Below are 22,653 nucleotides of genomic sequence, written 5' to 3' on the forward strand. Positions count from 1 at the left end.
GCTTAGACTCTGCGGGTGAGCGAGAACACCCTGCCGGACCGGCCCCCCGTGGGATCGCGCATCCTCTTCCGCTGGCGCAAGTGGGACGGCAGCGAGCACTGGGTGCACGACTGCGTCTTCCTCGGCAGCGACCGCTGGGGCGACTGGGTCGGCCAGCGTGCCGGGTGGCGCAGCTTCCGTCCCGGCCGCGACAATCGCACCGAGTTCGACAACGTCACTCTGCTGCCCCCGACCGGGGACTACGCCTTCACCCGCAACGCCCGGCCGGACCGCACCCACACCTACATCGACCTCGGGTGGGATGTGACGTTCCGCGGCGGCGAGCCGACCGGCATCGACATGGACCTCGACGTCGTGGACCGCGCGGTGGGCGGGATCTACATCGACGACCGCGACGAGTGGGACGAGCACCGCGTCCACTACGGATACCCGGCCGACATCGTCGCGCACCTGGAAGCGCTCGCGGTCGACCTCGAGCGGAAGGTGCGCGCGGCCGAAGCCCCCTTCGACGAGGCGACGGCGGACGCCTGGCTCGAGCGCCTCGCCGCCCTGGGCGCCGCCTAGACTCGACGGGTGACCGACACCCCCGCGAACCAGCCCCGCCGCGCCGATCTGGGCAAGGACCCGGCGAGCGTCAGCGGCATGTTCGACGGCGTCGCGCGCGGCTACGACCGCACGAACACGGTGCTCAGCATGGGCAACGACCGGCTGTGGCGGGTCGCCACCACGCGCGCGGTGTCCCCGCGCCCGGGAGAGCGCATCCTCGACCTCGCCGCCGGCACCGGTGCGTCCTCGGTCTCCCTCGCCCGCAGCGGTGCGGAGGTCGTCGCCGCGGACTTCTCGCCCGGGATGATCGGCGAGGGGCGGCGCCGACACGGACCGGACGCGCCGGGCGGCGGCATCCGGAACCTGTCCTTCGTCCACGCCGACGCCACCGACCTCCCGTTCGCGGACGAGGAGTTCGACGCGGTCACGATGTCGTTCGGTCTGCGCAACGTCAACGATCCGAAGAAGGCGCTCGCCGAACTCCTGCGGGTCACCAAACCCGGCGGGCGGATCGTGGTGTGCGAGTTCTCGCACCCGCCGTCGCGGGCCTTCGCCGGTCTCTACCGCTTCTACAACGACCGCGTCCTGCCGGTCGTGGCGAAGACCGTCAGTTCGAACGCCGACGCCTATGACTACCTCAACGAGTCGATCCGCGACTGGCCCGACCAGCCGACCCTCGCGGCGTGGATGCGCGACGCGGGCTGGGCCGACGTCGCTTTCCGCAACCTGTCCTTCGGGATCGTCGCGCTCCACCGCGGCGTCAAGCCCGTCCGCCCGCGCGCCTCCGGCTCCGCCGCCGAGGGCACCCCCGCACCCCGGTAGGCTGATCAGGTGACCCCCTCCGCGTCCGATTCGCGTCTCGGCAAGCTGGGCCTCACCGACCGCATCTTCGCCGGCGCCCGTTCGCGTCGGCTCCTCGCCACGGTCGATGAGGGCATGCTCCGCGTCGACGCCGTCCTCGGCGACGAGTTGCGCATGGCGCAGCCGGTCGTCGACGCCGTCAGCCGCTACCTCTACGAGGCCGGCGGCAAACGCGTGCGGCCGATGCTCGCGCTCCTCACCGCCCAGCTCGGTGACGGGACGACGGACGCCGTCGTCGAAGGCGCGGCCGCGCTCGAGCTCACCCACCTCGGCTCGCTTTACCACGACGACGTCATGGACGACGCGGACAAGCGCCGCGGCGTCCCCGCCGCGCACGAGGTGTGGGGCAACAGCGTCGCGATCCTCGCCGGCGACCTGCTCTTCGCCCGCGCGAGCCAGATCATGGCCCGCTACGGCGAGCGCGCGATCCGGATCCAGGCCGACACGTTCGAGCGTCTCGTCCTCGGTCAGATGCGCGAGACCGTCGGGCCCGCCGAGGGCGACGATCCGGTGCAGTTCTCCCTCGACGTCCTCGCCGACAAGACGGGGTCGCTCATCGCGGCATCCGCTCAGGTGGGCAACATCTTCGCGAACGGCCCGGAGGAGTTCGAGCAGCCGCTGGCGGTCTTCGGCGAGAAGGCGGGGGTCGCCTTCCAGTTGCTGGACGACGTGATCGACCTCGCCGCCGACCCCGCCGAGACCGGCAAGGTGCCGGGCACCGACCTACGGGCGGGCGTCCCCACGATGCCGTACCTCGTCCTCACCCGCCGCACCGACGCGGACTCGGTGGGGCTCCGCGAAGAGATCGACGACGGCGTCGCCCGGATCGCCGACGGTGCCGATCCCGCGATCCTCGATCACGCCCTCGCCCGTCTCCGCGATCACGAAGCCACCCAGGCCACCCGCGACCTTGCGGGCTCGTACTCGCAGGAGGCCATCGACGCCCTCGAACCGCTGCCGGACGGCGCGGTCCGCGAGGCTCTCACCCGGTTCGCGCGCGCCGTCGCCGACCGCTCCCGTTGATTCCAGGAGGACATTCCTTGACCAAGCTCAGGCTGGCCATCGTCGGGGCGGGCCCCGCAGGCATCTACGCCGCCGACATCATCCTGAAGGCCGAGCGCACGTTCGACGTGTCGATCGACCTGTTCGACCAGCTCCCCGCGCCGTACGGCCTCGTCCGGTACGGGGTCGCCCCCGACCACCCGCGCATCAAGGGCATCATCACGGCGCTGCGGGAAGTGCTCGACCGCGGCGACATCCGCATCTTCGGGAACGTGCGCTTCGGTGAGGACCTGACTCTCGACGATCTGAAGAAGCACTACAACGCCGTGATCTTCGCCACCGGCGCGATCCGCGACGCCGATCTCGACATCCCCGGCATCGACGCGAAGGGCTCCTACGGAGCCGCCGACTTCGTCAGCTGGTTCGACGGTCACCCGGACGTCCCGCGCGAGTGGCCGCTGGATGCGCAGTCCGTCGCCGTCATCGGCAACGGCAACGTCGCGCTCGACGTCTCGCGCATGCTCGCCAAGCACGCCGACGACCTTCTGCCCACCGAGATCCCCGAGAACGTCTACGAGGGCCTCAAGGCCAGTCCCGTGACCGACGTCCACGTGTTCGGCCGGCGCGGACCCGCGCAGGTGAAGTTCACGCCGCTGGAGCTGCGCGAACTCGGCGAGCTCCGCGACGTCGACATGGTCGTCTACGACGAGGACTTCGACTACGACGAGGCGTCCAAGGTCGCCATCGCCAGCAACAAGCAGGTCATGGTCATCGACCGAGTGCTGCAGCAGTGGCGGCAGCGCGATTCGGTCAACAACGCCGGAGGCACGGCATCCCGTCGCCTGCACCTGCACTTCTGGGCCAAGCCCGTCGAGGTGAAGACGGATGCCGAGGGGCGTGCGACCGCGTTCGTGTACGAGCGCACGCGCCCCGACGGCGAGGGCGGCGTGGTCGGCACGGGCGAGCTGCGCGAGGTTCCGATCCAGGCGATCTACCGCGCGGTGGGCTACTTCGGGTCGCCCCTGCCGGGCGTGCCCTTCGACAAGCGCCACGGCGTGATCCCCAACCACGAGGGCCAGGTCCTGCACAAGGACTCCAACGAGCGTGTGCCCGGTGTCTACGCGACCGGATGGATCAAGCGAGGGCCGGTGGGCCTCATCGGGCACACGAAGTCCGACGCCATGGAGACCGTCCGCCACGTCATCAACGACCAGGCGTCGTGGTGGCAGCCCGTCGACCCGTCGGACGAGGCGATCCCCGCCCTCCTCGCCGAGCGCGGCGTGGCGTGGACCGACCTCGAGGGCTGGCACCGCCTCGACCAGCACGAGATCGCCCTGGGTGCGCCGCACGGGCGCGCCCGCATCAAGGTGGTCCCGCGCGACGAGATGGTGACCGTCTCGCGCGGCGAGTAGCCTTCGGCGATGACCGCTGAATGGAGGCCCGACGTCCTCGGGCCTCCGTTCGCGCAGCGCACGCTTCCCCTCGGGACGGATGCCGACGGTGGGGTCGTCGCGACGCTGGTGCGTCGCGAGCCCTCGGTGTGGGCGACGCTCGTCGGACCGCTCCGCGACGTCGACGTCCTGTACGTCCACGGGTGGTCGGACTGCTTCTTCCAGGTCGAGCTCGCGCGCTTCTGGTGCGATCTCGGCGCCCGTTTCCACGCCCTGGACCTCCGCGCGTACGGGCGGAGCCTCCGCGAGGGGCAGATCCCCGGCTACGTCACCGACCTCTCCGTGTACGACGAGGACATCGCGGCGGCGTTGACGGCGATCGGACACGACCCGGCGACGGATGCCCCGCGCCGGCGTCGGCTGGTCCTCCTCGGTCACTCCACCGGGGGTCTGACCCTCACCCTGTGGGCGGCCCGGCATCCGGGATTCGCCGATGCGCTCGTGCTGAACAGCCCGTGGCTGGAGCTGCAGACGGGACCGTTCGCGCGCCAGGCGCTCCTGCCGCTCATCGAAGCGCGCGCCCGGTGGGATCCGCTGGGTGCGCACCCGGAGGTCGACCTCGGCTTCTACACGCGGGCGCAGCGGGAGACGGGCGCGCTCCCCGGGGAGGCGATCCCCGCCGCGTGGCGGCCCGAGCGCGGCTTCCCGACGCACCCCGGATGGCTCCGGGCGGTGGTGCGCGGGCATGCCACCGTCGCCGCGGGGATCGAGACGGGCTGTCCGACGCTCGTCCTGCTGTCGGCGCGCTCGAGTTCGCCGCTGTCGTGGTCCGAGCAGGCGCTGACCTCCGACTCCGTCCTCGTGGTCGACGAGATCGCCCGTGCCGCGACGCGCGTCGGCAGTGACGTCACCCTCCGCCGCGTGGACGGCGCCCTTCACGACGTCTTCCTTTCGGCGGAGCCCGCACGCACCGAGGCCTACCGGAGTCTGCGGGAGTGGCTCGTCGACGGCGCCGTGCGCCGCCGTGCTCCGCGGGGAATGCTCGCCCCGCCGCACTAGGCTGACCGCGTGGATGAGTGGGACGAGATGGCGCAGTGGCTGGAAAAGGCCACGAAGGATCCGATGGCCGACGCCGTGCGCGGCCGCGTGACCGTCGTCTCGGTATCCGAGCCCGAGGGGCGGGCGCGCTACCAGGAATGCCGCGTCGAGCTCCGCGCCGAAGCGGCCGGCGTCGCGCCGCGCACGGTCTCCACGGAGGCGGTGTTCCCGAAGAACCGCTGGCCGCAACCGGGTGACGTGCACGCCGCGCGCATCTCGCCCTCCCACGAGGACGCGATCGAGGTCGACTGGGACACCTCCGCGCGCTGACCACGGGAGTCATCGCCCGCCGCGCATGCCGACGGCGGTAGAGTCTTCGGATGCCGCGCTCTGCGGCATCCGTTCCCTTATCCTCCGACCGCGCTCGCGGTCCCGACGCATCATCGCGTCCTTCCCCGATCGCCGTCGCGATCCCGCCCCGCCACCCTGGAGCGTCCATGACCCGTGTCGTCCCCGTCCCCGACCCGCCGAGCCGTTATCGCATCGAACCCACGGTGATGCAGGCGCTGCGGAGCCCCCGGCTTCTCACCCGCGAGGCGCTCGCCGGCCTCGTCGTGGCGATCGCCCTCATCCCCGAGGCGATCGCGTTCTCGATCATCGCCGGTGTCGATCCGCGTCTCGGCCTGTTCTCGTCGTTCGTGATGGCCGTCGCCATCTCGTTCCTCGGCGGACGCCCCGCGATGATCACCGCCGCCACCGGCGCCATCGCGCTGGTCATCGCACCCGTCGCGCGCGAGTACGGGGTGGACTACCTCATCGCCACCGTGATCCTCGGCGGGCTCATCCAGATCGTGATGGCCGCGCTCGGCGTCGCGAAGCTCATGCGCTTCATCCCGCGCAGCGTCATGGTCGGCTTCGTCAACGCGCTCGCGATCCTCATCTTCACCTCGCAGTTCCCGCAGCTCATCGGCGTCCCGTGGCTGGTGTATCCGATGGTCGTGGCGGGACTTCTCATCATGTACCTGATGCCGCGCTGGACGAAGGTCGTCCCCGCACCGCTCGTGGCGATCGTGCTGCTCACCGCTGCTGCTGTGGTGTTCGTGATGAACATCCCGACGGTCGGCGACCAGGGGGACCTGCCCGAGAGCCTGCCCTTCCTCTTCATCCCGAACGTCCCGCTGACGCTGGAGACGCTGCAGATCATCGCACCGTACGCGCTCGCCGTGGCCGTCGTCGGGCTCCTCGAGTCGCTCATGACGGCCAAGCTCGTCGACGACATCACCGACACCCACTCGCGGAAGACGCGGGAGGCCTTCGGCCAGGGCGGTGCGAACATCCTCTCGGGCCTCTTCGGCGGTATGGGAGGGTGCGCGATGATCGGCCAGACCATGATCAACGTCAAGGCATCCGGCGCACGCACGCGCATCTCGACGTTCCTCGCCGGCGTCTTCCTGCTGATCCTCGTGCTCGTCCTCGGTGACATCGTGGCGATCATCCCGATGGCCGCTCTCGTGGCCGTCATGATCGTCGTCTCGGTCGCGACGTTCGACTGGCACAGCGTCCGCCTGTCGACGCTGCGACGGATGCCGAAGAGCGAGACCGCAGTGATGGTCATCACCGTCGTGTTCACGGTGTGGACGCACAACCTCGCCATCGGCGTAGGCGTCGGCGTCCTCGCGGCGATGGTCCTCTTCGCCCGTCGCGTGGCCCACTTCGTCCGCGTGCAGCGGACGGTGAACGACTCCGCGGGTGAGACGATCGTGCGGTACGAGGTCGAGGGCGAGCTCTTCTTCGCCTCCAGCAACGACCTGACGACGCTGTTCGACTACGCGGGAGACCCCGACAAGATCGTCATCGACATGTCACGCTCGCACGTGTGGGACGCCTCCACGGTCGCGGCGCTCGACGCCGTGGTGACGAAGTACCGCCAGCGCGGCAAGGAGGTCGTCCTCGAGGGGATGAACGACGCCACGACCCAGCTGCACACGCGGCTGTCCGGAGGGCTCGGCGCCGGTCACTGACCCCCGAGGAGCGGGAACGTCACCCACACGGCGGCGCCGCCCGTGGGGGAGGCATCGATCCCGAGACGCCCGCCGTGCTCCTGGGCGATGCGGCGGCACACCGAGAGACCGAGCCCGAGGCCTTCTATCCCGTGGGCGTCGGCGCCGCGTTCCATGAGCCCGACGACCCGCCCGCGATCGGCTTCGGGGATGCCCGGCCCGTTGTCTTCCACCCGGATCACCAGGGCCCCATCGGTGCGGGTCGTGCTCACCTCGATCATGGGCGGGATTCCGGCGGCGGCGGTGAACTTCACCGAGTTGGCGATGAGGTTCTGCAGGACGAGCCGGATGAGGGTCGCGTCGCCGAACACGATGCCGTCCACGTCGAGGCTCACCCGGGCTCCGTGCTCGCGCAGCGCGGCATCCAGGTCGTCCACCGCGGCCACGGCGGCCTCGCGGACGGACACCGGGCCGAAGTGGCGCGCGGCGCCGCCGATGCGGGCGTACGAGAGCAGGTCCCCGACGAGGTCGGTCATGCGGTTCGCCGCCGCCTCGGCGCGGGCCAGCGAGACCGTCGCCTGCTGCGCCTCATCGACTTCGAGGCTGTCGCTGGCAAGCTCGAGATAGCCCACGAGTGCCGTGAGCGGATTGCGCAGGTCGTGGCTGACCTGGCCGGCGAACGTGCTCAGCCGATCGTTCGAGGAGCGCAGCTCGCGGCCCGCGCGACGCAGTTCGAGGACGTCGACGACCTGCCCGGCGAGGATGTCCATCGTCGACCGCTGAGCGGCATCCAGTTCGGCTACGTCGTCGTCGAAGACGCAGAGGGTGCCGATGATGACGCCGTCGGGGGTGCGCAACGGGCTCGACGCGTAGAAGCGCACCCGACCGAGTTCGCCGGTGACGAAGGGGTTGTCGGTGAAGCGTTCATCGTCTCGTGCGTCCGGAAGGACCACCTGCTGGCCGGAGAGGTAGACCGCCGCGCACATCGAGTCCTCGCGGGCGCACACCGCGGCGTCGAAGCCTAAGGCGGCGATCTGGTGCTGGAAGCGATCGTCGATGATGTTGACGACCGCCTTGTCGACCCGGCAGACACTGGCGGCGATACGCAGCAGGCCTTCGAGGCTCGACGCCGGGGCCTCGCCGATCACGCCGTAGTCCGCGATCGCCTCGCGCCGGATCGCGTCATCCACTGCGGTCATGGGCCCTCCGCCCTCGTGCCGGCGGCGTCGAGCGGGCGGGTCGCGCTCGATGTCGTCCGGATCTTTCTCACAGTGGCCCCCGCGCCGAAGAGAGAAAGCCGTAATCGAAGTCGTCGTTCTCGGTCGTTGTCGGGAAACACCGCGCTTCTACCTTCGTAGCACGAGAACCTTCCCCGCGCATTCGTCCCCGAAGGAGAACCGATGTCCTACGTCAAACCCGCAGACCTGATCGGCACGGTCATCGATGCCGGCGCCTCGAAGGTGATGTACTCCACGCGCGACACGATGGTGCGGTCGATCATGGGTGGCGCGCTGCTGTCGCTCGCCGCAGCGTTCGCGGTGACGGTCGCCACGACCACCGGGGTCCCGCTGTTGGGCGCGGTGCTCTTCCCCGTCGGCTTCATCATGCTGTACCTCCTCGGGTTCGATCTGCTCACCGGCGTCTTCGTCCTCACCCCTCTGGCGTGGCTGGACAAGCGCCCCGGGGTGACGCTCGGCGGAATCCTGCGCAACTGGGGCCTGGTCTTCCTCGGGAACTTCATCGGCGCCTTCGCGGTGGCACTCCTGATGGCGATCGTGGTGACGTACGGCTTCTCGACGCCGCCCAACGCGGTCGGTGAGGCCATCGGACACATCGGCGAGGGCCGCACGCTGGGGTACGCCGAACACGGCGCGGCCGGGATGCTGACCCTCTTCATCCGCGGCGTCCTCTGCAACTGGATGGTCGCCACCGGCGTCGTGCTCGCGATGATCTCGACGAGCGTGCCGGGCAAGATCATCGCGATGTGGATGCCCATCATGCTCTTCTTCTTCATGGGCTTCGAGCACTCGATCGTGAACATGTTCCTCTTCCCGTCCGGCCTGCTCCTCGGCGGTGACTTCACCGTTATGGACTACCTGATCTGGAACGAGATCCCCACGGTGCTCGGCAACCTCGTCGGTGGTCTGGTGTTCGTCGGCATCCCTCTGTACGTCACCTACGGGCGCCCGTCGTCGCCGCGCCGCCGGGTTCCCTCCCGACGTGAGCGCGCCGCCGCGCAGCACCCGGCATCCGATTCCGTCGCCCCGGCGGCGGAGACCGAGCGCGAGACCGTGCACGCTCCGGTGGGTTGAGATGTCCGCCGCGGAAAAGAAGACGAAACACACCGCTGACGGCGGGGAAACCTCGTCGGCGTACGGTGCGGACATGAGCTCCACCCGGTCCGCCCCCCGCATCGTGGTGGCCGGAGCGGGGATGGTCGCGCACCGCTTCGTCGAGAGCCTGCTCAGTGACGGAGGCGAGTGGGCCGTCACCGTCATCGGAGAGGAGGACCGGCACCCCTATGACCGGGTGGGGCTGACGTCGTATTTCGCGGGTGCGTCGACGACGGATCTCGAACTGGATCGCGGACCGATGCGCGACAGCCGTGTGCGCTTCCTCCGTGGTCGCGCGGTGCGCCGGGTGGACCGCGACTCCGCCGAGGTCGTCACGGCGGACGGTGAGCGCGTCGGATACGACCGGCTCGTTCTGGCCACCGGGTCCTACGCCGCGCGCCTCGCTGTCGAGGGCTACGACCACGAAGGCTGCTTCGTCTATCGGACCCTCGATGATGTCGTCGCTCTCGAGCGATTCGTGCAGCGCCGGGCCGCCGAGCTGGGGCGTCCGCTCGTGGGCACCGTCATCGGCGGGGGCCTCCTCGGCCTCGAGGCCGCGGGGGCGCTCCAGGGGTTGGGCGTCGCCCCGACCGTCGTACAGTCCTCGGACCGTCTGATGTCCGCACAGCTCGACCTGCCCGCGGGCGCTGCGCTGCGTCGCCTGATCGAGTCCCGCGGCATCGAGGTGCGGACGGAGACCATCACGACGCGTATCGACGCCGACCACCGCGGGCGGGTGCGGGGGCTGGAGTTCCGCCACGGGGAGTGGGGGAACGCCGACGTGGTCGTGTTCACCGTCGGGGTCCGGCCCCGGGACGAACTCGCCCGCACCGCCGGCTTGCGGGTGCACCCCCGGGGAGGGGTCGTCATCGACGCCGCGTGCGCGACGTCGGACCCGCGCATCCTCGCCATCGGCGAGGTTGCCAACTTCGAGGGGCAATGCGTCGGACTCGTCGCGCCCGGCTATGCCATGGCGGAAGTGGCCGCGACACGGCTCCGCGGCGGCGACGGAGCATTCGCGGGTTTCGATGTCTCGACGAAGTTGAAGCTCTCGGGAGTGGATGTCGCAAGCTTCGGCGACGCATTCGCGCAGACGCCCGGGGCGCTCGATGTCGTCTACGCGGACCCGGTGGCCGGGGTGTACAAGAAGCTCGTCCTCTCGGACGACGCGAAGACCCTTCTCGGCGGCATCCTCGTCGGAGACGCGTCGGCGTACGGTGCCCTGCGCCCCCTTTTGGGCGGCGCGCTCGGCGGAGATCCGGCCGCGTATCTCCTGCCCGAGGGCGCCGCGGCGCCCCCGACCGGAGACCTGCCGGACACGGCGCTGGTGTGCTCGTGCAACAGCGTCACCGCGGGCGCCATCCGCTCGGCCGTGCACGACCAGGGCTGTGCGGACGTCGCCGGTGTGAAGGCGTGCACGAAGGCCGGGGCGGCGTGCGGCTCCTGCGTGATGATGATCAAGAAGATCGTCGGCACCGAGCTGGCCGCTTCCGGGAAGACTCTCAGCACGGCGCTGTGCGAGCACTTCCCGATGTCCCGGCGGCAACTCTTCGACGCCGTACGGGTCTCCGGGCTCACGACCTTCAGCGCGGTGGTCGACCGGTTCGGTTCGGGGCGCGGCTGCGACATCTGCAAGCCCGTGCTGGCCAGCATCCTGTCGACGCTCACCGGAACGCACGTGCTGGACGGCGAGAACGCCACGCTCCAGGACACGAACGACCACGTGATGGCGAACCTGCAGAAGGACGGCAGCTACTCGGTGGTCCCGCGCATTCCCGGGGGAGAGATCACGCCCGAGGGTCTGGTCGTCATCGGCGAGGTGGCGCGGGACTTCGGTCTCTACACGAAGATCACCGGCGGCCAGCGCATCGACATGTTCGGTGCCCGGCTCGAGCAGCTCCCGGACATCTGGCGCCGTCTGGTCGATGCCGGGTTCGAGTCCGGTCACGCATACGGGAAGTCGCTCCGCACGGTGAAATCGTGCGTCGGGTCGACGTGGTGCCGCTATGGAGTCCAGGATGCTGTGGGCATGGCCGTCCGTCTCGAGCTGCGCTATCGCGGGCTGCGCTCGCCGCACAAGATCAAGCTCGGCGTCTCCGGCTGTGCGCGCGAGTGCGCCGAGGCGCGGGGGAAGGACGTCGGCGTCATCGCGACCGAAGCGGGCTGGAACATGTACGTGGGAGGCAACGGCGGCTTCACGCCCCGCCACGCCGAGCTGCTCGCCGAAGGGCTCAGCGACGATGACCTGCTCACTGCCATCGACCGGTTCCTGATGTACTACGTCTTCACCGCCGACCGTCTGCAGCGCACCGCGCCGTGGTTTGCCGACCTCGACGGGGGGATCGAGGGGTTGCGGGACGTGATCTTCGAGGATTCCCTCGGCATCTGCGGCGACCTGGATGCCGCCATGGCCCGGCATGTGGACGGGTACGAGGACGAGTGGAAGGCGACGCTCGACGACCCTGAGAAGCTGCGACGGTTCGCGTCGTTCGTGAACGCGCCGACGACCCCCGACCCGGGGCTGGCGTACATCGCCGAGCGGGGGCAGGGGCGTCCCGCCACGGATGCGGAGCGCGCGGACCCTGCGGTCTTCATCGCGGGTTCGGTTCTGGAGGTGCGGCGATGAGCCTGACGGTTGAGTACGCCGCGCCGTCGCGGGCGGACGAGTGGACCTACGTCTGCCGACTCGCCGACCTGGAGGTCGAGCGGGGCCGGGCCGCACTGCTCGGCGACGTGCAGGTCGCCCTGTTCCTGCTGCACACAGGCCGTGTGCACGCGGTCTCCAACCGGGATCCCTACTGCGGCGCGCACGTCATCTCGCGCGGGATCGTGGGGACCCGCGGCGATGCGCCGACCGTGGCCTCTCCGATGTACAAGCACGTGTTCGACCTCCGCACCGGGGTGTGTCTCGACCCGCAGGGGTGGGCACCGGCCACCCTCCCGGTGTGGGCGGTCGCCGTGGACGGCGATGCCGTGTTCGTTCGGGCGGGGGGATCGCGATGACCACGATGCTCGGGGTGTCGCTCAGCGGCCGTCGCGTCGTCCTCGTCGGAGGCGGGAACGTCGCCGCGCGGCGGCTAGGCCGGTTCCTCGAGGACGGCGCCCGGGTGGTCGTCGTGGCGCCGGCGGTGTCCGCGGCGATGCGTGCGGCCATCGACGCGCATGACCTCGATTGGATCGCACGCGCGGTGGTCGAAGGCGACGTCATCGGGGCATGGCTCGTGCACACCGCGACCGGCGACCCGCGTGTCGACGCCGATGTCGCCGCCTGGTGCGAGAAGAACCGGGTGCTGTGCATCAACGCCTCCGACGGGTCTCACGGCTCCGCGCGCCTCGCCGCCGAGACGCGGTCGGGCGATGTGATCGTGGGGGTGATGTCCCACTCCGGGGTGGACCCTCGGCGCGCCGGACGCCTCCGCGACGCCGTGGGCGCGCTCCTCCGAGAGGGATCGCTTCCGCTGCGGCGGCAGCGTCGTCGGGGGATCGGGCGCGTCGACCTGGTCGGCGGTGGTCCGGGGCCGGTCGACCTCATGACCGTCCGGGGGCGTCGGCTCCTCGCCGAAGCCGACGTCGTCGTGGCGGACCGACTCGGGCCCACCGGCGTCCTGCTCGAGCTGGAGGCGGATGTCGAGGTCATCGACGTCGGGAAGAGCCCCGGCGCCCACCCTGTTCCGCAGGAGCGGATCAACGAGCTCCTGGTGTCCCTCGCCCGCGCGGGCAAGCGCGTCGTCCGGCTCAAGGGCGGTGATCCGTTCGTCTACGGACGCGGCGGCGAAGAGGTCGCGGCGTGTCTGGCCGCCGGAGTCCCGGTGGACGTCGTCCCCGGGCTGACGAGTGTCGTCTCCGTGCCGCAGGCGGCGGGGATCCCCGTGACGCATCGCGGGGTGTCCGCGGGGATCCACGTGGTCAACGGTCAGGCGGAGCCCTCCCGCTCCACCCTCGCCGCGCTCGCCGACGAGCGCATCACCACCGTCGTGCTGATGGGCGTCGCCGCCCTGCCGCGGCTGGTCGACGCCGCGCGACGAGCCGGAGCGCCGGGCGACCGCCCGGTGGCGATCGTCGAGCGCGGGCACACGCCCGAGCAGCGGACGACACGCTCCACGCTCGCGGAAGTCGTGACGGATGCCGCGGCCGCCGGTGTCGCCAATCCGGCGGTGATCGTGGTCGGCGACGTGGCCCGCGCCGACCTCCTCCTCACCGACCCCGCCCTGGCCGGTGATGCTCACCGGTGACCGCTCCGCTCCGCCCCGCCCTCTCCTCTGCGCTCGCCGGTACGACCATCGTGATCGCGGTCGACCGGCGAGCCTCGGAACTGACGGCCGCGCTCGAGCGACACGGCGCGCAGGTGCGGCGGGCCCCGGCGCTGACGATCGTGCCGCACATCGATGATGCCGCCCTCATCGAGGCCACCCGTGCACTGATCGACGAGCCCCCCGACATTGTGGTGGTCACGACCGGCGTGGGATTTCGTGGATGGATGGAGACCGCCGAAGAAACGGGCATGCTCGATGAGCTCCACCCCGCGCTCGAGCGGGCGCAGATCGTCGCCCGAGGTCCGAAGGCGCGCGGGGCGATCCAGCAGGCCGGCCTCACCGCCGACTGGGTCGCCGAGTCGGAGACCTCCGAGGAGCTGGGAGAGTTCCTCCTCGCCGAGGGTCTCGCGGGCCGCCGGATCGCCGTCCAGCATCACGGCTCCGGAGCAGACGGACTCGATGAGCTCTTCGCCGATGTCGGTGCGGACGTGGTGAGTCTCACCGTGTACCGCTGGGGGCCACCCCCCGACGCAGCCGTGGTGGCGAGGTCGGTCGCGGCGGCCGCGCGGGGGGACGTGGACGCCGTCCTGTTCACCTCGGCGCCCGGTGCCGCCGAGTGGTTGGCCTCCGCCGAGCGCGAAGGGGCGCTGGCCGACGTCGTCGCGCTGTCGCGCTCGGGTCGGATCCTCCTCGCGGCGGTCGGGCCGATCACGGCCAAGCCCCTCGCCGAGGCGGGGGCGGAGGTTCTGATCGCCGAGCGCGGTCGGCTCGGGTCGCTGGTCCGGGCGGTCGTGACGCACTTCGGGGGTGGGCACCCGCCCGCGGTTCAGACGACCGCGGGGCGGCTCGAGCTGCGCAGCGGCGGCGCGGTGCTCGACGGGCGGCTGGTCCCGCTGTCGCCTACCGGCATCAGCGTGCTGCGGGTGCTTTTCGCCGCCGGGGGCGATGTCGTGTCCCGGACCGCGTTGCAGGGAGCGCTCGCACACTCCGGCGCCGGAGCTCACGCCGTCGATGTGGCGGTCGCCCGACTGCGGGAAGCGTTCGGCGGTCCGTGCCCGATCCGCACCGTGGTCAAGCGGGGCTATCGTCTCGATGTTCCCGACGGAGAGGATGCCGGATCATGACACCGACGCTCATCGCCTGTTCCCACGGAACGTCGTCGGAGACCGGCCGCGCCGCCATCTCCCGGCTCGTGACCCGCGTGCGCGTCCTCTTGCCCGACGTCCCCGTGGAAGAGGCGTTCGTCGACGTGCAGCAGCCGGAGGTCGGCGAGGTCGTCGATCGTGTGGTCGATCGAGGCCCCGTCATCGTCGTGCCGCTGCTCCTCTCGGCCGGGTTCCACACGCGCGTGGACATCGCCCGCGCGGTCGGACGGCATCCGGGCGCCGCGGTCGCCGCACCCGCGCTGGGTCCCCATCCGCTGGTGACCGCGGTCCTCGCCGACCGACTTGCGGCGGTGCAGCTCGGCCCAGATGACGCCGTCGTCCTCGCCGCGGCCGGATCGACCGACCCCGCTGCGGCTGCGGACGTCGCCGAGACCGCGCGCGACCTCGCCGCGGCCCTGGGACGGCCCGTCCGTGTCGGGGTGGCGGCGGGGAACGGGGAACGGATCGACGCGGTGGTCTCCGACATCCGTCGGCAGCGCTCGGGTCGCGTCGTGGCGGCGAGCTACGTCCTTGCCCCGGGATTCTTCGCGGATGTCGTCGCGCGTGCGGGCGCGGACGCGACGACCGACCCGCTCGCACTCGATCCGCGCATGGCGCAGCTCGTGGCCGAACGCTACCTCGACGCGCGAAGGGCCTTGCACAGCGGGAGTGCGGCTCAGCGGTAGTTGAGGAATTGCAGGTCGACGTCGAGGTCCGCGGCCTTGAGGAGGCGGATGACCTCCTGCAGGTCGTCGCGGCTCTTGGACTGCACGCGGAGCTCGTCGCCCTGGATCTGGGACTTGACCGACTTGGGTCCCTCGTCGCGGATGATCTTGCCGATCTTCTTGGCGTTCTCCTGCGAGATGCCTTCCTTCAGGGTCGACACGATGCGGTACTCGCGGCCGCTCGCGACGGGCTCACCCGAATCGAGGCTCTTCAAGGAGATGCCGCGCTTGATGAGCTTGGTCTGGAAGACGTCGAGAACCGCCTGCGCCCGCTCTTCGCTGTTGGCCTTGATGAGGATCGACTCGCCGCTCCACGCGATCGAGGCGTCCGTGCCCTTGAAGTCGTAGCGCTGCTCGACCTCCTTGCGCGCCTGGTTCAGGGCGTTGTCCGCCTCCTGCCGGTCCACTTTGGAGACGATGTCGAACGAGGAATCAGCCATGCCGGGGAGTCTACCGGCGGAGGCCATGCCAACGCCGGAGACGCGGCATCGTGCGGAAGTGAGCGCGCACAACTGACACCGCGTGTCATTTGTAAGCGGTTCCAGTCCACCCCGCAGATCACGGCGAGATATCGATCCGAAATCCGCGGTTGCGGGATCGAGGGTGGCGGGTAAGAATGTAAGCGCTTGCATCACGGCGAGCAGAAGAACGGTCTTCTCGGTGCTCAGCGCCGGCAGAAGCCGGTTCTCCACGTATCAGCACTTCAAGAGAGGCACACCGATGAAGGTGAACAGGAAGAGCGTGCTCGCACTCGGCGCGCTGGTGGCGAGCAGCGCGCTCGTGCTCAGCGGCTGCGCGAGCGGCGGCGGCGACACGGCCGACGGCGGCGACACCGGTGAAGGCAGCGGCGACGCGAACGCGATCACCGTCTGGGTCGACATCGAGCGCAAGCCCGCACTGGAGGGTGTCGCGGCATCCTTCACCGAGGACACCGGCATCGAGGTCGAGCTGGTGACCAAGGACTTCGCCACCGTCGACCAGGACTTCATCTCGCAGGTTCCCACCGGCAAGGGCCCCGACGTCATCGTCAGCCCCCACGACAAGCTGGGCGCCTACGTGGCCGCCGGTGTCGTGGCCCCGCTCGAGCTCGGCGACGTCGCCTCGGGCTTCGCGGAGTCCGCCATTCAGGCCATGACCTACGACGGCAACGTCTACGGCGTCCCATACTCGATCGAGAACGTCGCGCTCGTCCGCAACGCGGACCTCGTCGCCGAGCCGAGCACGACCTTCGACGAGGTCATCGCGAAGGGTCGCGAGGCCGGCACCACCTACCCGTTCCTCGTGGGCCTGTCGCCCGAGCAGGGTGACCCGTACCACCTGTACCCGCTGCAGACCTCGTTCGGTTCGCAGGTGTTCGCCCAGAACGCCGACGGCAGCTACGACTCCTCCAACCTCGTCCTCGGTGACGAGGCCGGTGTCGAGTTCGCCACCGCGCTGAAGCAGTGGGGTGCCGAGGGCATCCTCAACGCCAACATCGACGGAGACCGCGCCCGCGAGTTCTTCCTCGCCGGCGAATCGCCCTACTACCTGACCGGGCCGTGGAACACCCCCGCGATCGCCGAGGCCGGCATCAACTACGTCGTCGACCCGCTGCCCAGCGCCGGTGGCGAAGAGGCCCGTCCGTTCATCGGCGTCAACGGCTTCTTCCTCTCGAGCAAGTCCGCCAACGCGCTGGCCGCGACGAACTTCATCGTCAACTACCTCAGCACCGAAGAGGCGCAGCTCGCACTGTTCGAGGTCGGCGGCCGTCCGCCGGCACTGACCGCCGCGTACGAGAGTGCCGCGGCATCCAACCCCGACGTCGCCGCCTTCGGCGCCATCGGCCAGACCGGTGCCCCGATGCCCGCGATCCCCGAGATGGGTGCCGTGTGGTCGGACTGGGGCAACGCCGAGCTCCAGCTCATCAAGGGCGAGGGTGACCCGCAGGAGGTCTGGGAGACCGCTGCGACGAACATCCAGACCAAGATCGACGGCTGAGTTCCGCCGTCACAGGGCGGGTGGGGTTCTGCTCGAACCCCACCCGCCCCTATTCTTTAGCCCAACACTGCGATGAAGGAGCGTCCATCGATGGTCGACGCCAAGCCTGTAACGACCGCCGGCCGGTCCGGCACCCCGTCCTCCGGACCGTGGGGTGACAACCCGTTCCACACCCCGTCGCGACGACTCACCTCGGGCGGAATTCTCGCCCTCGTGGTGAAGGTCGTCCTCCTCGGCGTCATCGACGCCCTCACCGTCTTCGCCGTGTGGGTCCTCATCGCCACGGGCGACTGGGTGGCCGCGGGCATTCTGACGCTCGTCGTCATCGCGGTGAACGTGATCTACCTGCGTCCGGGACTCCTTCCCGGCAAGTACCTCACGCCCGGCCTCGCGTTCCTCGCGATCTTCCAGGTCTTCGTCATCTTCTACACCGGCTACATCGCCTTCACCAACGCCGGTGACCAGCACAACAGCACCAAAGACGATGCGGTCGCCCAGATCATCAGCACCTCGCAGGCACGTGTGCCCGACTCGCCCGAGTACACCGTCCAGGTGCTCCGCCAAGCCGACCAGTTCGGTCTCCTCGTGGCCGAGCCCGGCGGGACGCTCGCCTTCGGCACGAACGAGCAGCCGCTGGAAGACGTCACCGCCGCCCCCTCCGGCTGGGACGAGCTGAACCTCAACCAGGTGATCCGCTTCCAGGACGAGATCCTGGCCCTGAACGTCCCGGTCTCGGACGACATCAACGACGGGACGCTGCGCACCTCCGACGGTCAGCGTGCGTTCATCTTCACCTCGAACCTCGAGTACGACGAGGTCGCCGACACGTTCACGAACACCGACTCGGGGCTCGTCTACGTCGACGACGGCGAGGGCAACTTCCGCGCCGAGGACGGTTCGATCCTCACCCCCGGCTGGCGGGTCGTCATCGGCTGGGATAACTTCGCCTACGCCTTCACCAACGATCAGATCCGCGATCCTCTGCTGCGCGTGACGATCTGGACGTTCGTCTTCGCCGCGGGCTCGACGTTCCTCTGCTTCGCGCTCGGCCTCTTCCTCGCCGTCGCGCTGAACCACCCGACCCTCAAGGGCAAGAAGTACTACCGCATCCTCGTGATCCTGCCGTACGCCTTCCCCGCGTACCTGACGGGTCTCGTCTGGGCGGGCATGCTCAACCAGGAGTTCGGGTTCATCAACCAGATCCTCCTCGGCGGTGCCTCGATACCCTGGCTGGCCGATCCGTGGCTCGCGAGACTCAGCGTGCTCGTGGTGAACATGTGGCTCGGCTACGGGTACATGTTCCTCGTGAGCACGGGCGCCCTGCAGTCGCTGCCGGAAGACATCGTCGAGGCCGGGAAGATGGACGGCGCCGGCGCGTGGCGGATCTTCCGCTCTGTGAAGCTTCCGCTCCTGTTCGTCGCCGTCGCGCCGTTGCTGATCGCCACCTTCGCGTACAACTTCAACAACTTCGGCGTGATCTACATGCTCACGCGAGGAAACCCCCGCTTCACCGACACCACGCTGGACATCGGTGCGACGGACATCATGATCACGATGGTCTACAAGGTCGCCTTCGGCGGCGGCGGAGGCCGTGACCTCGGTCTCGCGTCGGCGCTGTCGATCCTGATCTTCGTCATCGTCACCGTCGTCGCCGTGATCAGCTTCCGGCAGACCAAGGCACTGGAGGACCTGAACTGATGAGCGAGCGCATCGACCAGTCCGTTCCCGACGCCGCCCGCGTCGGGGTCGTCAGCCGCATCGGCGGCGTCACGGGCCTCCCCGCCGACGACCAGCCGCCGATCCCGACGCACCGGCGCCAGTCGTTCCGCCGGTGGTTCGCCGACAAGGGGTGGCGTCACGTCGTGGCGTGGATCGCGATCGCCTTCGCGCTCTTCCCGCTGCTGTACATCGTCTCGGCATCCCTCAACCCGATCGGCACCCTGACCGGCTCGAACCAGCTGTTCTCGGCGATCTCGCCACGCAACTACGAGCGCCTCTTCACAGACCCGGCGATCCCGTACGGCACGTGGTACGTCAACTCGCTGATCATCGCGATCGTGACGAGCGTCGTCACGGTGCTCCTGTGCGCGCTCGGCGCGTATGCGTTCTCGCGCATGCGCTTCCGCGGGCGGCGGTTCGGACTGATGACGCTGCTCGTGCTGCAGATGTTCCCGCAGCTCCTGGCGATCACCGCGATCTTCCTCCTGATGATCCAGATCAGCGACGTCTTCCCGGCGATCGGTCTCGGCACCCACGCGGGCCTCATCATGGTGTACCTCGGCGGCGCGCTGGGTGTGAACACGTTCCTCATGTACGGGTTCTTCAACACCGTCCCGTCGGCGATCGACGAGGCGGCGAAGATCGACGGTGCCGGCCACGCGCGGGTGTTCTTCACGATCATGCTGCCGCTGGTCACGCCGATCCTCATCGTCGTGGGGCTGCTGACCTTCATCAGCATCATCGGCGAGTTCGCCATCGCGAGCGTCATCCTCACCGATCCGGCCACGCAGACCGTCGCGATCGGTCTTTTCCAGCTCGTGTCGGGCTTCCAGTCGCAGAACTGGGGTGTGTTCTCGGCGGGCGCGATCCTCGCGGCCCTCCCCGTGATGGTGCTCTTCCTGCTGTCGCAGCGCTACATCGCGGGCGGGCTGGTCTCCGGCAGCGTCAAGTGACGGATGCCGCGTCCCGGCTGATCCCGCACCACGACGGGTCGCCGCTGCACGTGTCGACCCTCGCGCCCGCGCTCGGCGAGACCGTGCGGGTGCGGGTGCGGATCCCGCACGGGTGGGGACGCGCCGGGATCGTCCGCGCGCGGTCGAACCCGGACCATGAGCCGGCGTGGACGGATGCCGTCCTCCTCGGCGCCGACGGCGGATGGGACTGGTGGGAGGCGGAGGTCGTCGTGGCCAACCCGCGCCACGGCTACCGCTTCATGATCCGTCGGGACGACGGTCGCGTGTTCTGGTTGAACCAGGCCGGTCTCCACGAGATCGAGACGCTCGATGCCGAGGACTTCGCCCTCGTGGCGTATCCCGCGCCCCCGGCGTGGATGTACGACGCGGTGATGTACCAGGTCTTCCCCGACCGCTTCGCCCGGTCGTCCGAGGCCGACACTCACCCGACTCCGGAGTGGGCGATCCCGGCATCCTGGGACGACCCGGTCGACGTCCTCGCGCCCGGGCGGTCGCAGCAGCTCTACGGCGGCGATCTTCCCGGCGTCATCGAGAAGCTCGACCACCTCGTCGACCTGGGCGTGAACCTGCTGTACCTGACCCCCGTCTTCCCCGCCGCCTCGAACCACCGCTACGACGCGTCGAGCTTCCTGACGGTCGACCCGCTCCTCGGCGGGGATGACGCGTACGTCCGTCTCATCGAGGAGGCCCATGCCCGCGGCATCCGCGTCATCGGAGATCTGACCAGCAACCACTCGGGAGACCGGCACGAGTGGTTCCTCTCGGCCTACGGCACGCCGGCAGCGCCCGCCGAGGAGTTCTACTACTTCACCGACGAGGGCAACACCGAGTACATCTCCTGGCTCGGGTATCCGACGCTGCCGAAGTTCAACTGGGCCTCGGAGAAGCTCCGCGAGCGCTTCATCTCCGGCCCCGACTCGGTCGTGGCGATGTGGTTGAAGCCGCCCTACAACGCCGACGGATGGCGGATCGACGTCGCGAACATGACCGGGCGGCTCGGCGACATCGATCTCAACGCCGAGGTGCGGCAGCTCCTGCGCGAGACGATGATCGCCATCAACCCCGACACCCTCCTCCTGGGGGAGTCGACGAACGACGCCGTGAGCGACCTGCAGGGGGACGGGTGGCACGGCGCGATGACCTATCCCTCGTTCACTCGACCGCTGTGGGCGTGGCTGAGCGATCCGCAGTCGACGGTGTACCGGAACGCCGAGGGCGATGAGGTCACCGAGCCGTGGTTCTTCGGGCAGCCGATCGGCGGGATCCCGCGCTACACGGCCACCCAGTTCGTCGAGTCCGTCACGCGGTTCGCGGCCGGCGTCCCCTGGCGGGTGCGGCTCGGCACCATGCAGCCCCTCGACACCCATGACACCGCCCGCTTCGCCACGCACGCGGGGGAGGGGACGATCCCGGTCGCGGTCGGGCTGTCCATGACGCTCCCGGGCCTTCCGGTCGTCTACGCGGGCGACGAGTTCGGCGCCGTCGGGGTCGACGGCGAGGCCAGCCGCACGCCGATGCCGTGGGGCACCGAGGGCGAGCCCGGCGTCGCCGCGCGCATCGCGCTGTACCGCGACCTCGTGCACCTCCGCCGCGCGCATCCCGCGCTCGCCGGCGGCGGGCTGCGATGGGTGCACGTGGACGAGGACGCAGTGCTCTTCGTCCGGGAGACCGCCGAGGAGAGCATCCTCGTCCTCGCCGCCCGCGGCGACGTGGAGATGACCGTGCCGGCGGACGCGCTGGCGGGCGCCGAACAGGCGCAGACGCTGTACGGGGCGGCCGCGGTGGACGCGGCATCCGGCGTCGTGACGGTCTCGGCGCGCGGACCGGTCTTCGCCGCCTGGGCCCTGCCCGGAGTGCGGGTGCCGTGAACCCGGACGCCTTCGACGCGCTCAGTGCCGACCTGGCCGAGGGTGTCCGTGCCGATGACCGCCTCCTCGGGTTGGTGCTGCTCGGGTCGGCGTCCGAATCGGGACGCCTGCGTCGCGACGAGTGGTCCGATCACGACTTCTTCGCGCTCGTTCACCGCGGACGCGGGGCTCAGGCCCGGGAGAGTCTCGAGTGGCTTCCCGATCCCGCCTCCCGCGTCCTCGTCGCGCGGGAGGGCGAGGTCGGCTTCGCGGTGCTTTACGCGGACGGACACCTGCTCGAGTTCGCCGTGGCCGAGATCGACGAGCTGTCCGGCGCTCTCGCCGGAGACGCCTCCGTCGTCGTCGACGACGAGGCCGGTTCGGTGGCTGCACTCATCGAGGACGCGTGGCGCCGAGCGCAGACATCCGACCGCTTCGACCCGGCGAACGACACCGCCCTCTTCCTGGTGAAGCTGATGGTCGGCGTCGGACGCGTCCGGCGCGGCGAGCGTCTAAACGGCGGGCAGTTCATCCGTCAGTGGGCGGTGCAGCACCTGATCCGAGCCGTGAGGGGACGTTTCGCGACAGTATCGACCTCCCGGCGCGACATCATCGACCCGGTGAGGCGATTCGAGGAGGACTTCCCGGCGGAGGGCGCGCGCATCGCGGAGATCCTCGACCGCCCTGTGGAGGAGTGCGCGCGAGGGCTGTTCGACCTGGCCCGCGACGTGCTCGAGCCGGGCTGGGGGGAGTTTCCGACGCCCGCCGCGGACGCTGTCGCCGCGCGCCTCGGGTGGGGTGCGGACCCCGCGGCGCGGGGAGGTTCGTAGACTGGGTCGGGC

The 22,653-nt window shown here is 70.0% G+C and carries 20 protein-coding genes; 18 read left to right on the forward strand and 2 right to left on the reverse strand.

All coding sequences use genetic code 11. The features are described from left to right. The first annotated feature begins 15 nt into the window (after window positions 1–15). From LTL01_RS03600 to LTL01_RS03630, 7 genes are all read left to right on the forward strand, one after another. Entirely contained in the window at window positions 16–564 is a 549-nt protein-coding gene (locus LTL01_RS03600; RefSeq protein WP_231717998.1) for a DUF402 domain-containing protein, read from the forward strand. Between the two features lie 9 nt (window positions 565–573). Beyond that, on the forward strand, window positions 574–1,368 hold the full coding sequence (locus LTL01_RS03605; RefSeq protein WP_236967443.1) for a demethylmenaquinone methyltransferase: 795 nt from the start codon (window positions 574–576) through the stop codon (window positions 1,366–1,368). 9 nt (window positions 1,369–1,377) lie between these two features. Next, the gene (locus LTL01_RS03610; protein WP_236967444.1) at window positions 1,378–2,430 is read left to right on the forward strand and encodes a polyprenyl synthetase family protein; all 1,053 of its coding nucleotides are present in this window, start codon (window positions 1,378–1,380) and stop codon (window positions 2,428–2,430) included. Between the two features lie 17 nt (window positions 2,431–2,447). After that, window positions 2,448–3,821, forward strand: a complete 1,374-nt coding sequence (locus tag LTL01_RS03615; RefSeq protein WP_236967445.1) for an FAD-dependent oxidoreductase — start codon at window positions 2,448–2,450, stop codon at window positions 3,819–3,821. A gap of 9 nt (window positions 3,822–3,830) precedes the next feature. Then, window positions 3,831–4,859 carry an alpha/beta hydrolase gene (locus tag LTL01_RS03620; protein ID WP_053548140.1) on the forward strand — a complete coding sequence of 343 codons (1,029 nt, stop codon included), beginning with the start codon at window positions 3,831–3,833 and terminating at the stop codon, window positions 4,857–4,859. Window positions 4,860–4,868: 9 nt separating this feature from the next. Next, window positions 4,869–5,168 (forward strand): hypothetical protein, encoded by a 300-nt coding sequence (locus LTL01_RS03625; protein WP_053548139.1) that lies wholly within the window; start codon window positions 4,869–4,871, stop codon window positions 5,166–5,168. 167 nt (window positions 5,169–5,335) lie between these two features. Continuing rightward, window positions 5,336–6,859 (forward strand): SulP family inorganic anion transporter, encoded by a 1,524-nt coding sequence (locus tag LTL01_RS03630; protein WP_053548138.1) that lies wholly within the window; start codon window positions 5,336–5,338, stop codon window positions 6,857–6,859. On the opposite strand, the gene LTL01_RS03635 is transcribed toward LTL01_RS03630, so the two are convergent. Then, a complete protein-coding gene (locus LTL01_RS03635; RefSeq protein WP_236967446.1) occupies window positions 6,853–8,037 on the reverse strand; it encodes a GAF domain-containing sensor histidine kinase in 1,185 nt (394 codons plus the stop codon). The genes LTL01_RS03630 and LTL01_RS03635 overlap by 7 nt on opposite strands. Before the next feature lie 201 nt (window positions 8,038–8,238). Between LTL01_RS03635 and LTL01_RS03640 the strand changes: the two genes are divergently transcribed. From LTL01_RS03640 to LTL01_RS03665, 6 genes are all read left to right on the forward strand, one after another. Further along, complete coding sequence (locus tag LTL01_RS03640) at window positions 8,239–9,150, forward strand: formate/nitrite transporter family protein (RefSeq protein WP_236967447.1); 912 nt, start codon at window positions 8,239–8,241, stop codon at window positions 9,148–9,150. Between the two features lie 73 nt (window positions 9,151–9,223). Next, entirely contained in the window at window positions 9,224–11,797 is a 2,574-nt protein-coding gene (gene nirB, locus LTL01_RS03645; protein WP_236967448.1) for a nitrite reductase large subunit NirB, read from the forward strand. Next, a complete protein-coding gene (nirD, locus tag LTL01_RS03650) occupies window positions 11,794–12,174 on the forward strand; it encodes a nitrite reductase small subunit NirD (RefSeq protein ID WP_236967449.1) in 381 nt (126 codons plus the stop codon). Before nirB ends, nirD begins: the two co-directional genes overlap by 4 nt. After that, window positions 12,171–13,403, forward strand: a complete 1,233-nt coding sequence (cobA, locus tag LTL01_RS03655) for a uroporphyrinogen-III C-methyltransferase (RefSeq protein ID WP_236967450.1) — start codon at window positions 12,171–12,173, stop codon at window positions 13,401–13,403. The genes nirD and cobA overlap by 4 nt, the downstream gene beginning before the upstream one ends. After that, the gene (locus LTL01_RS03660; RefSeq protein WP_236967451.1) at window positions 13,400–14,548 is read left to right on the forward strand and encodes a uroporphyrinogen-III synthase; all 1,149 of its coding nucleotides are present in this window, start codon (window positions 13,400–13,402) and stop codon (window positions 14,546–14,548) included. Before cobA ends, LTL01_RS03660 begins: the two co-directional genes overlap by 4 nt. Beyond that, window positions 14,545–15,255 (forward strand): sirohydrochlorin chelatase, encoded by a 711-nt coding sequence (locus tag LTL01_RS03665; RefSeq protein WP_236967452.1) that lies wholly within the window; start codon window positions 14,545–14,547, stop codon window positions 15,253–15,255. Before LTL01_RS03660 ends, LTL01_RS03665 begins: the two co-directional genes overlap by 4 nt. Here the strand turns inward: LTL01_RS03665 and LTL01_RS03670 are convergent. Beyond that, window positions 15,246–15,734: a YajQ family cyclic di-GMP-binding protein gene (locus LTL01_RS03670; RefSeq protein WP_236967453.1), complete on the reverse strand. Its 489-nt coding sequence runs from the start codon at window positions 15,732–15,734 to the stop codon at window positions 15,246–15,248. The two genes, LTL01_RS03665 and LTL01_RS03670, sit on opposite strands and share 10 nt — an antisense overlap. 280 nt (window positions 15,735–16,014) lie before the next feature. Here LTL01_RS03670 and LTL01_RS03675 point away from each other — a divergent pair, with 280 nt between their 5' ends. The 5 genes from LTL01_RS03675 (at window position 16,015) to LTL01_RS03695 (ending at window position 22,641) form a co-directional block, all read left to right on the forward strand. After that, window positions 16,015–17,271 carry a sugar ABC transporter substrate-binding protein gene (locus tag LTL01_RS03675; RefSeq protein WP_236967454.1) on the forward strand — a complete coding sequence of 419 codons (1,257 nt, stop codon included), beginning with the start codon at window positions 16,015–16,017 and terminating at the stop codon, window positions 17,269–17,271. A gap of 90 nt (window positions 17,272–17,361) precedes the next feature. Beyond that, window positions 17,362–18,969, forward strand: coding sequence for an ABC transporter permease subunit (locus tag LTL01_RS03680; protein ID WP_236967455.1), 1,608 nt, complete (start codon window positions 17,362–17,364; stop codon window positions 18,967–18,969). Continuing rightward, a complete protein-coding gene (locus tag LTL01_RS03685) occupies window positions 18,969–19,943 on the forward strand; it encodes a sugar ABC transporter permease (protein WP_236967456.1) in 975 nt (324 codons plus the stop codon). The genes LTL01_RS03680 and LTL01_RS03685 overlap by 1 nt, the downstream gene beginning before the upstream one ends. Next, window positions 19,940–21,832, forward strand: coding sequence for an alpha-amylase family glycosyl hydrolase (locus LTL01_RS03690; RefSeq protein WP_236967457.1), 1,893 nt, complete (start codon window positions 19,940–19,942; stop codon window positions 21,830–21,832). Before LTL01_RS03685 ends, LTL01_RS03690 begins: the two co-directional genes overlap by 4 nt. Then, on the forward strand, window positions 21,829–22,641 hold the full coding sequence (locus tag LTL01_RS03695; RefSeq protein WP_236967458.1) for a hypothetical protein: 813 nt from the start codon (window positions 21,829–21,831) through the stop codon (window positions 22,639–22,641). Before LTL01_RS03690 ends, LTL01_RS03695 begins: the two co-directional genes overlap by 4 nt. Window positions 22,642–22,653: the final 12 nt, after the last annotated feature.

The sequence above is a fragment of the Microbacterium aurantiacum genome (assembly GCF_021654035.1).
Classification (GTDB): Bacteria; Actinomycetota; Actinomycetes; order Actinomycetales; family Microbacteriaceae; genus Microbacterium; species Microbacterium aurantiacum.

Bases quoted from the DNA above. Each gene is read 5' to 3' on its own strand.
- LTL01_RS03675 (WP_236967454.1), top strand. From the start codon at position 16,015: ATGAAGGTGAACAGGAAGAGCGTGCTCGCACTCGGCGCGCTGGTGGCG.
- LTL01_RS03630 (WP_053548138.1), top strand. From the start codon at position 5,336: ATGACCCGTGTCGTCCCCGTCCCCGACCCGCCGAGCCGTTATCGCATC.
- LTL01_RS03680 (WP_236967455.1), top strand. From the start codon at position 17,362: ATGGTCGACGCCAAGCCTGTAACGACCGCCGGCCGGTCCGGCACCCCG.
- cobA (WP_236967450.1), top strand. From the start codon at position 12,171: ATGACCACGATGCTCGGGGTGTCGCTCAGCGGCCGTCGCGTCGTCCTC.
- LTL01_RS03620 (WP_053548140.1), top strand. From the start codon at position 3,831: ATGACCGCTGAATGGAGGCCCGACGTCCTCGGGCCTCCGTTCGCGCAG.
- nirB (WP_236967448.1), top strand. From the start codon at position 9,224: ATGAGCTCCACCCGGTCCGCCCCCCGCATCGTGGTGGCCGGAGCGGGG.
- LTL01_RS03635 (WP_236967446.1), bottom strand. From the start codon at position 8,037: ATGACCGCAGTGGATGACGCGATCCGGCGCGAGGCGATCGCGGACTAC.
- LTL01_RS03685 (WP_236967456.1), top strand. From the start codon at position 18,969: ATGAGCGAGCGCATCGACCAGTCCGTTCCCGACGCCGCCCGCGTCGGG.
- nirD (WP_236967449.1), top strand. From the start codon at position 11,794: ATGAGCCTGACGGTTGAGTACGCCGCGCCGTCGCGGGCGGACGAGTGG.
- LTL01_RS03640 (WP_236967447.1), top strand. From the start codon at position 8,239: ATGTCCTACGTCAAACCCGCAGACCTGATCGGCACGGTCATCGATGCC.
- LTL01_RS03665 (WP_236967452.1), top strand. From the start codon at position 14,545: ATGACACCGACGCTCATCGCCTGTTCCCACGGAACGTCGTCGGAGACC.
- LTL01_RS03670 (WP_236967453.1), bottom strand. From the start codon at position 15,734: ATGGCTGATTCCTCGTTCGACATCGTCTCCAAAGTGGACCGGCAGGAG.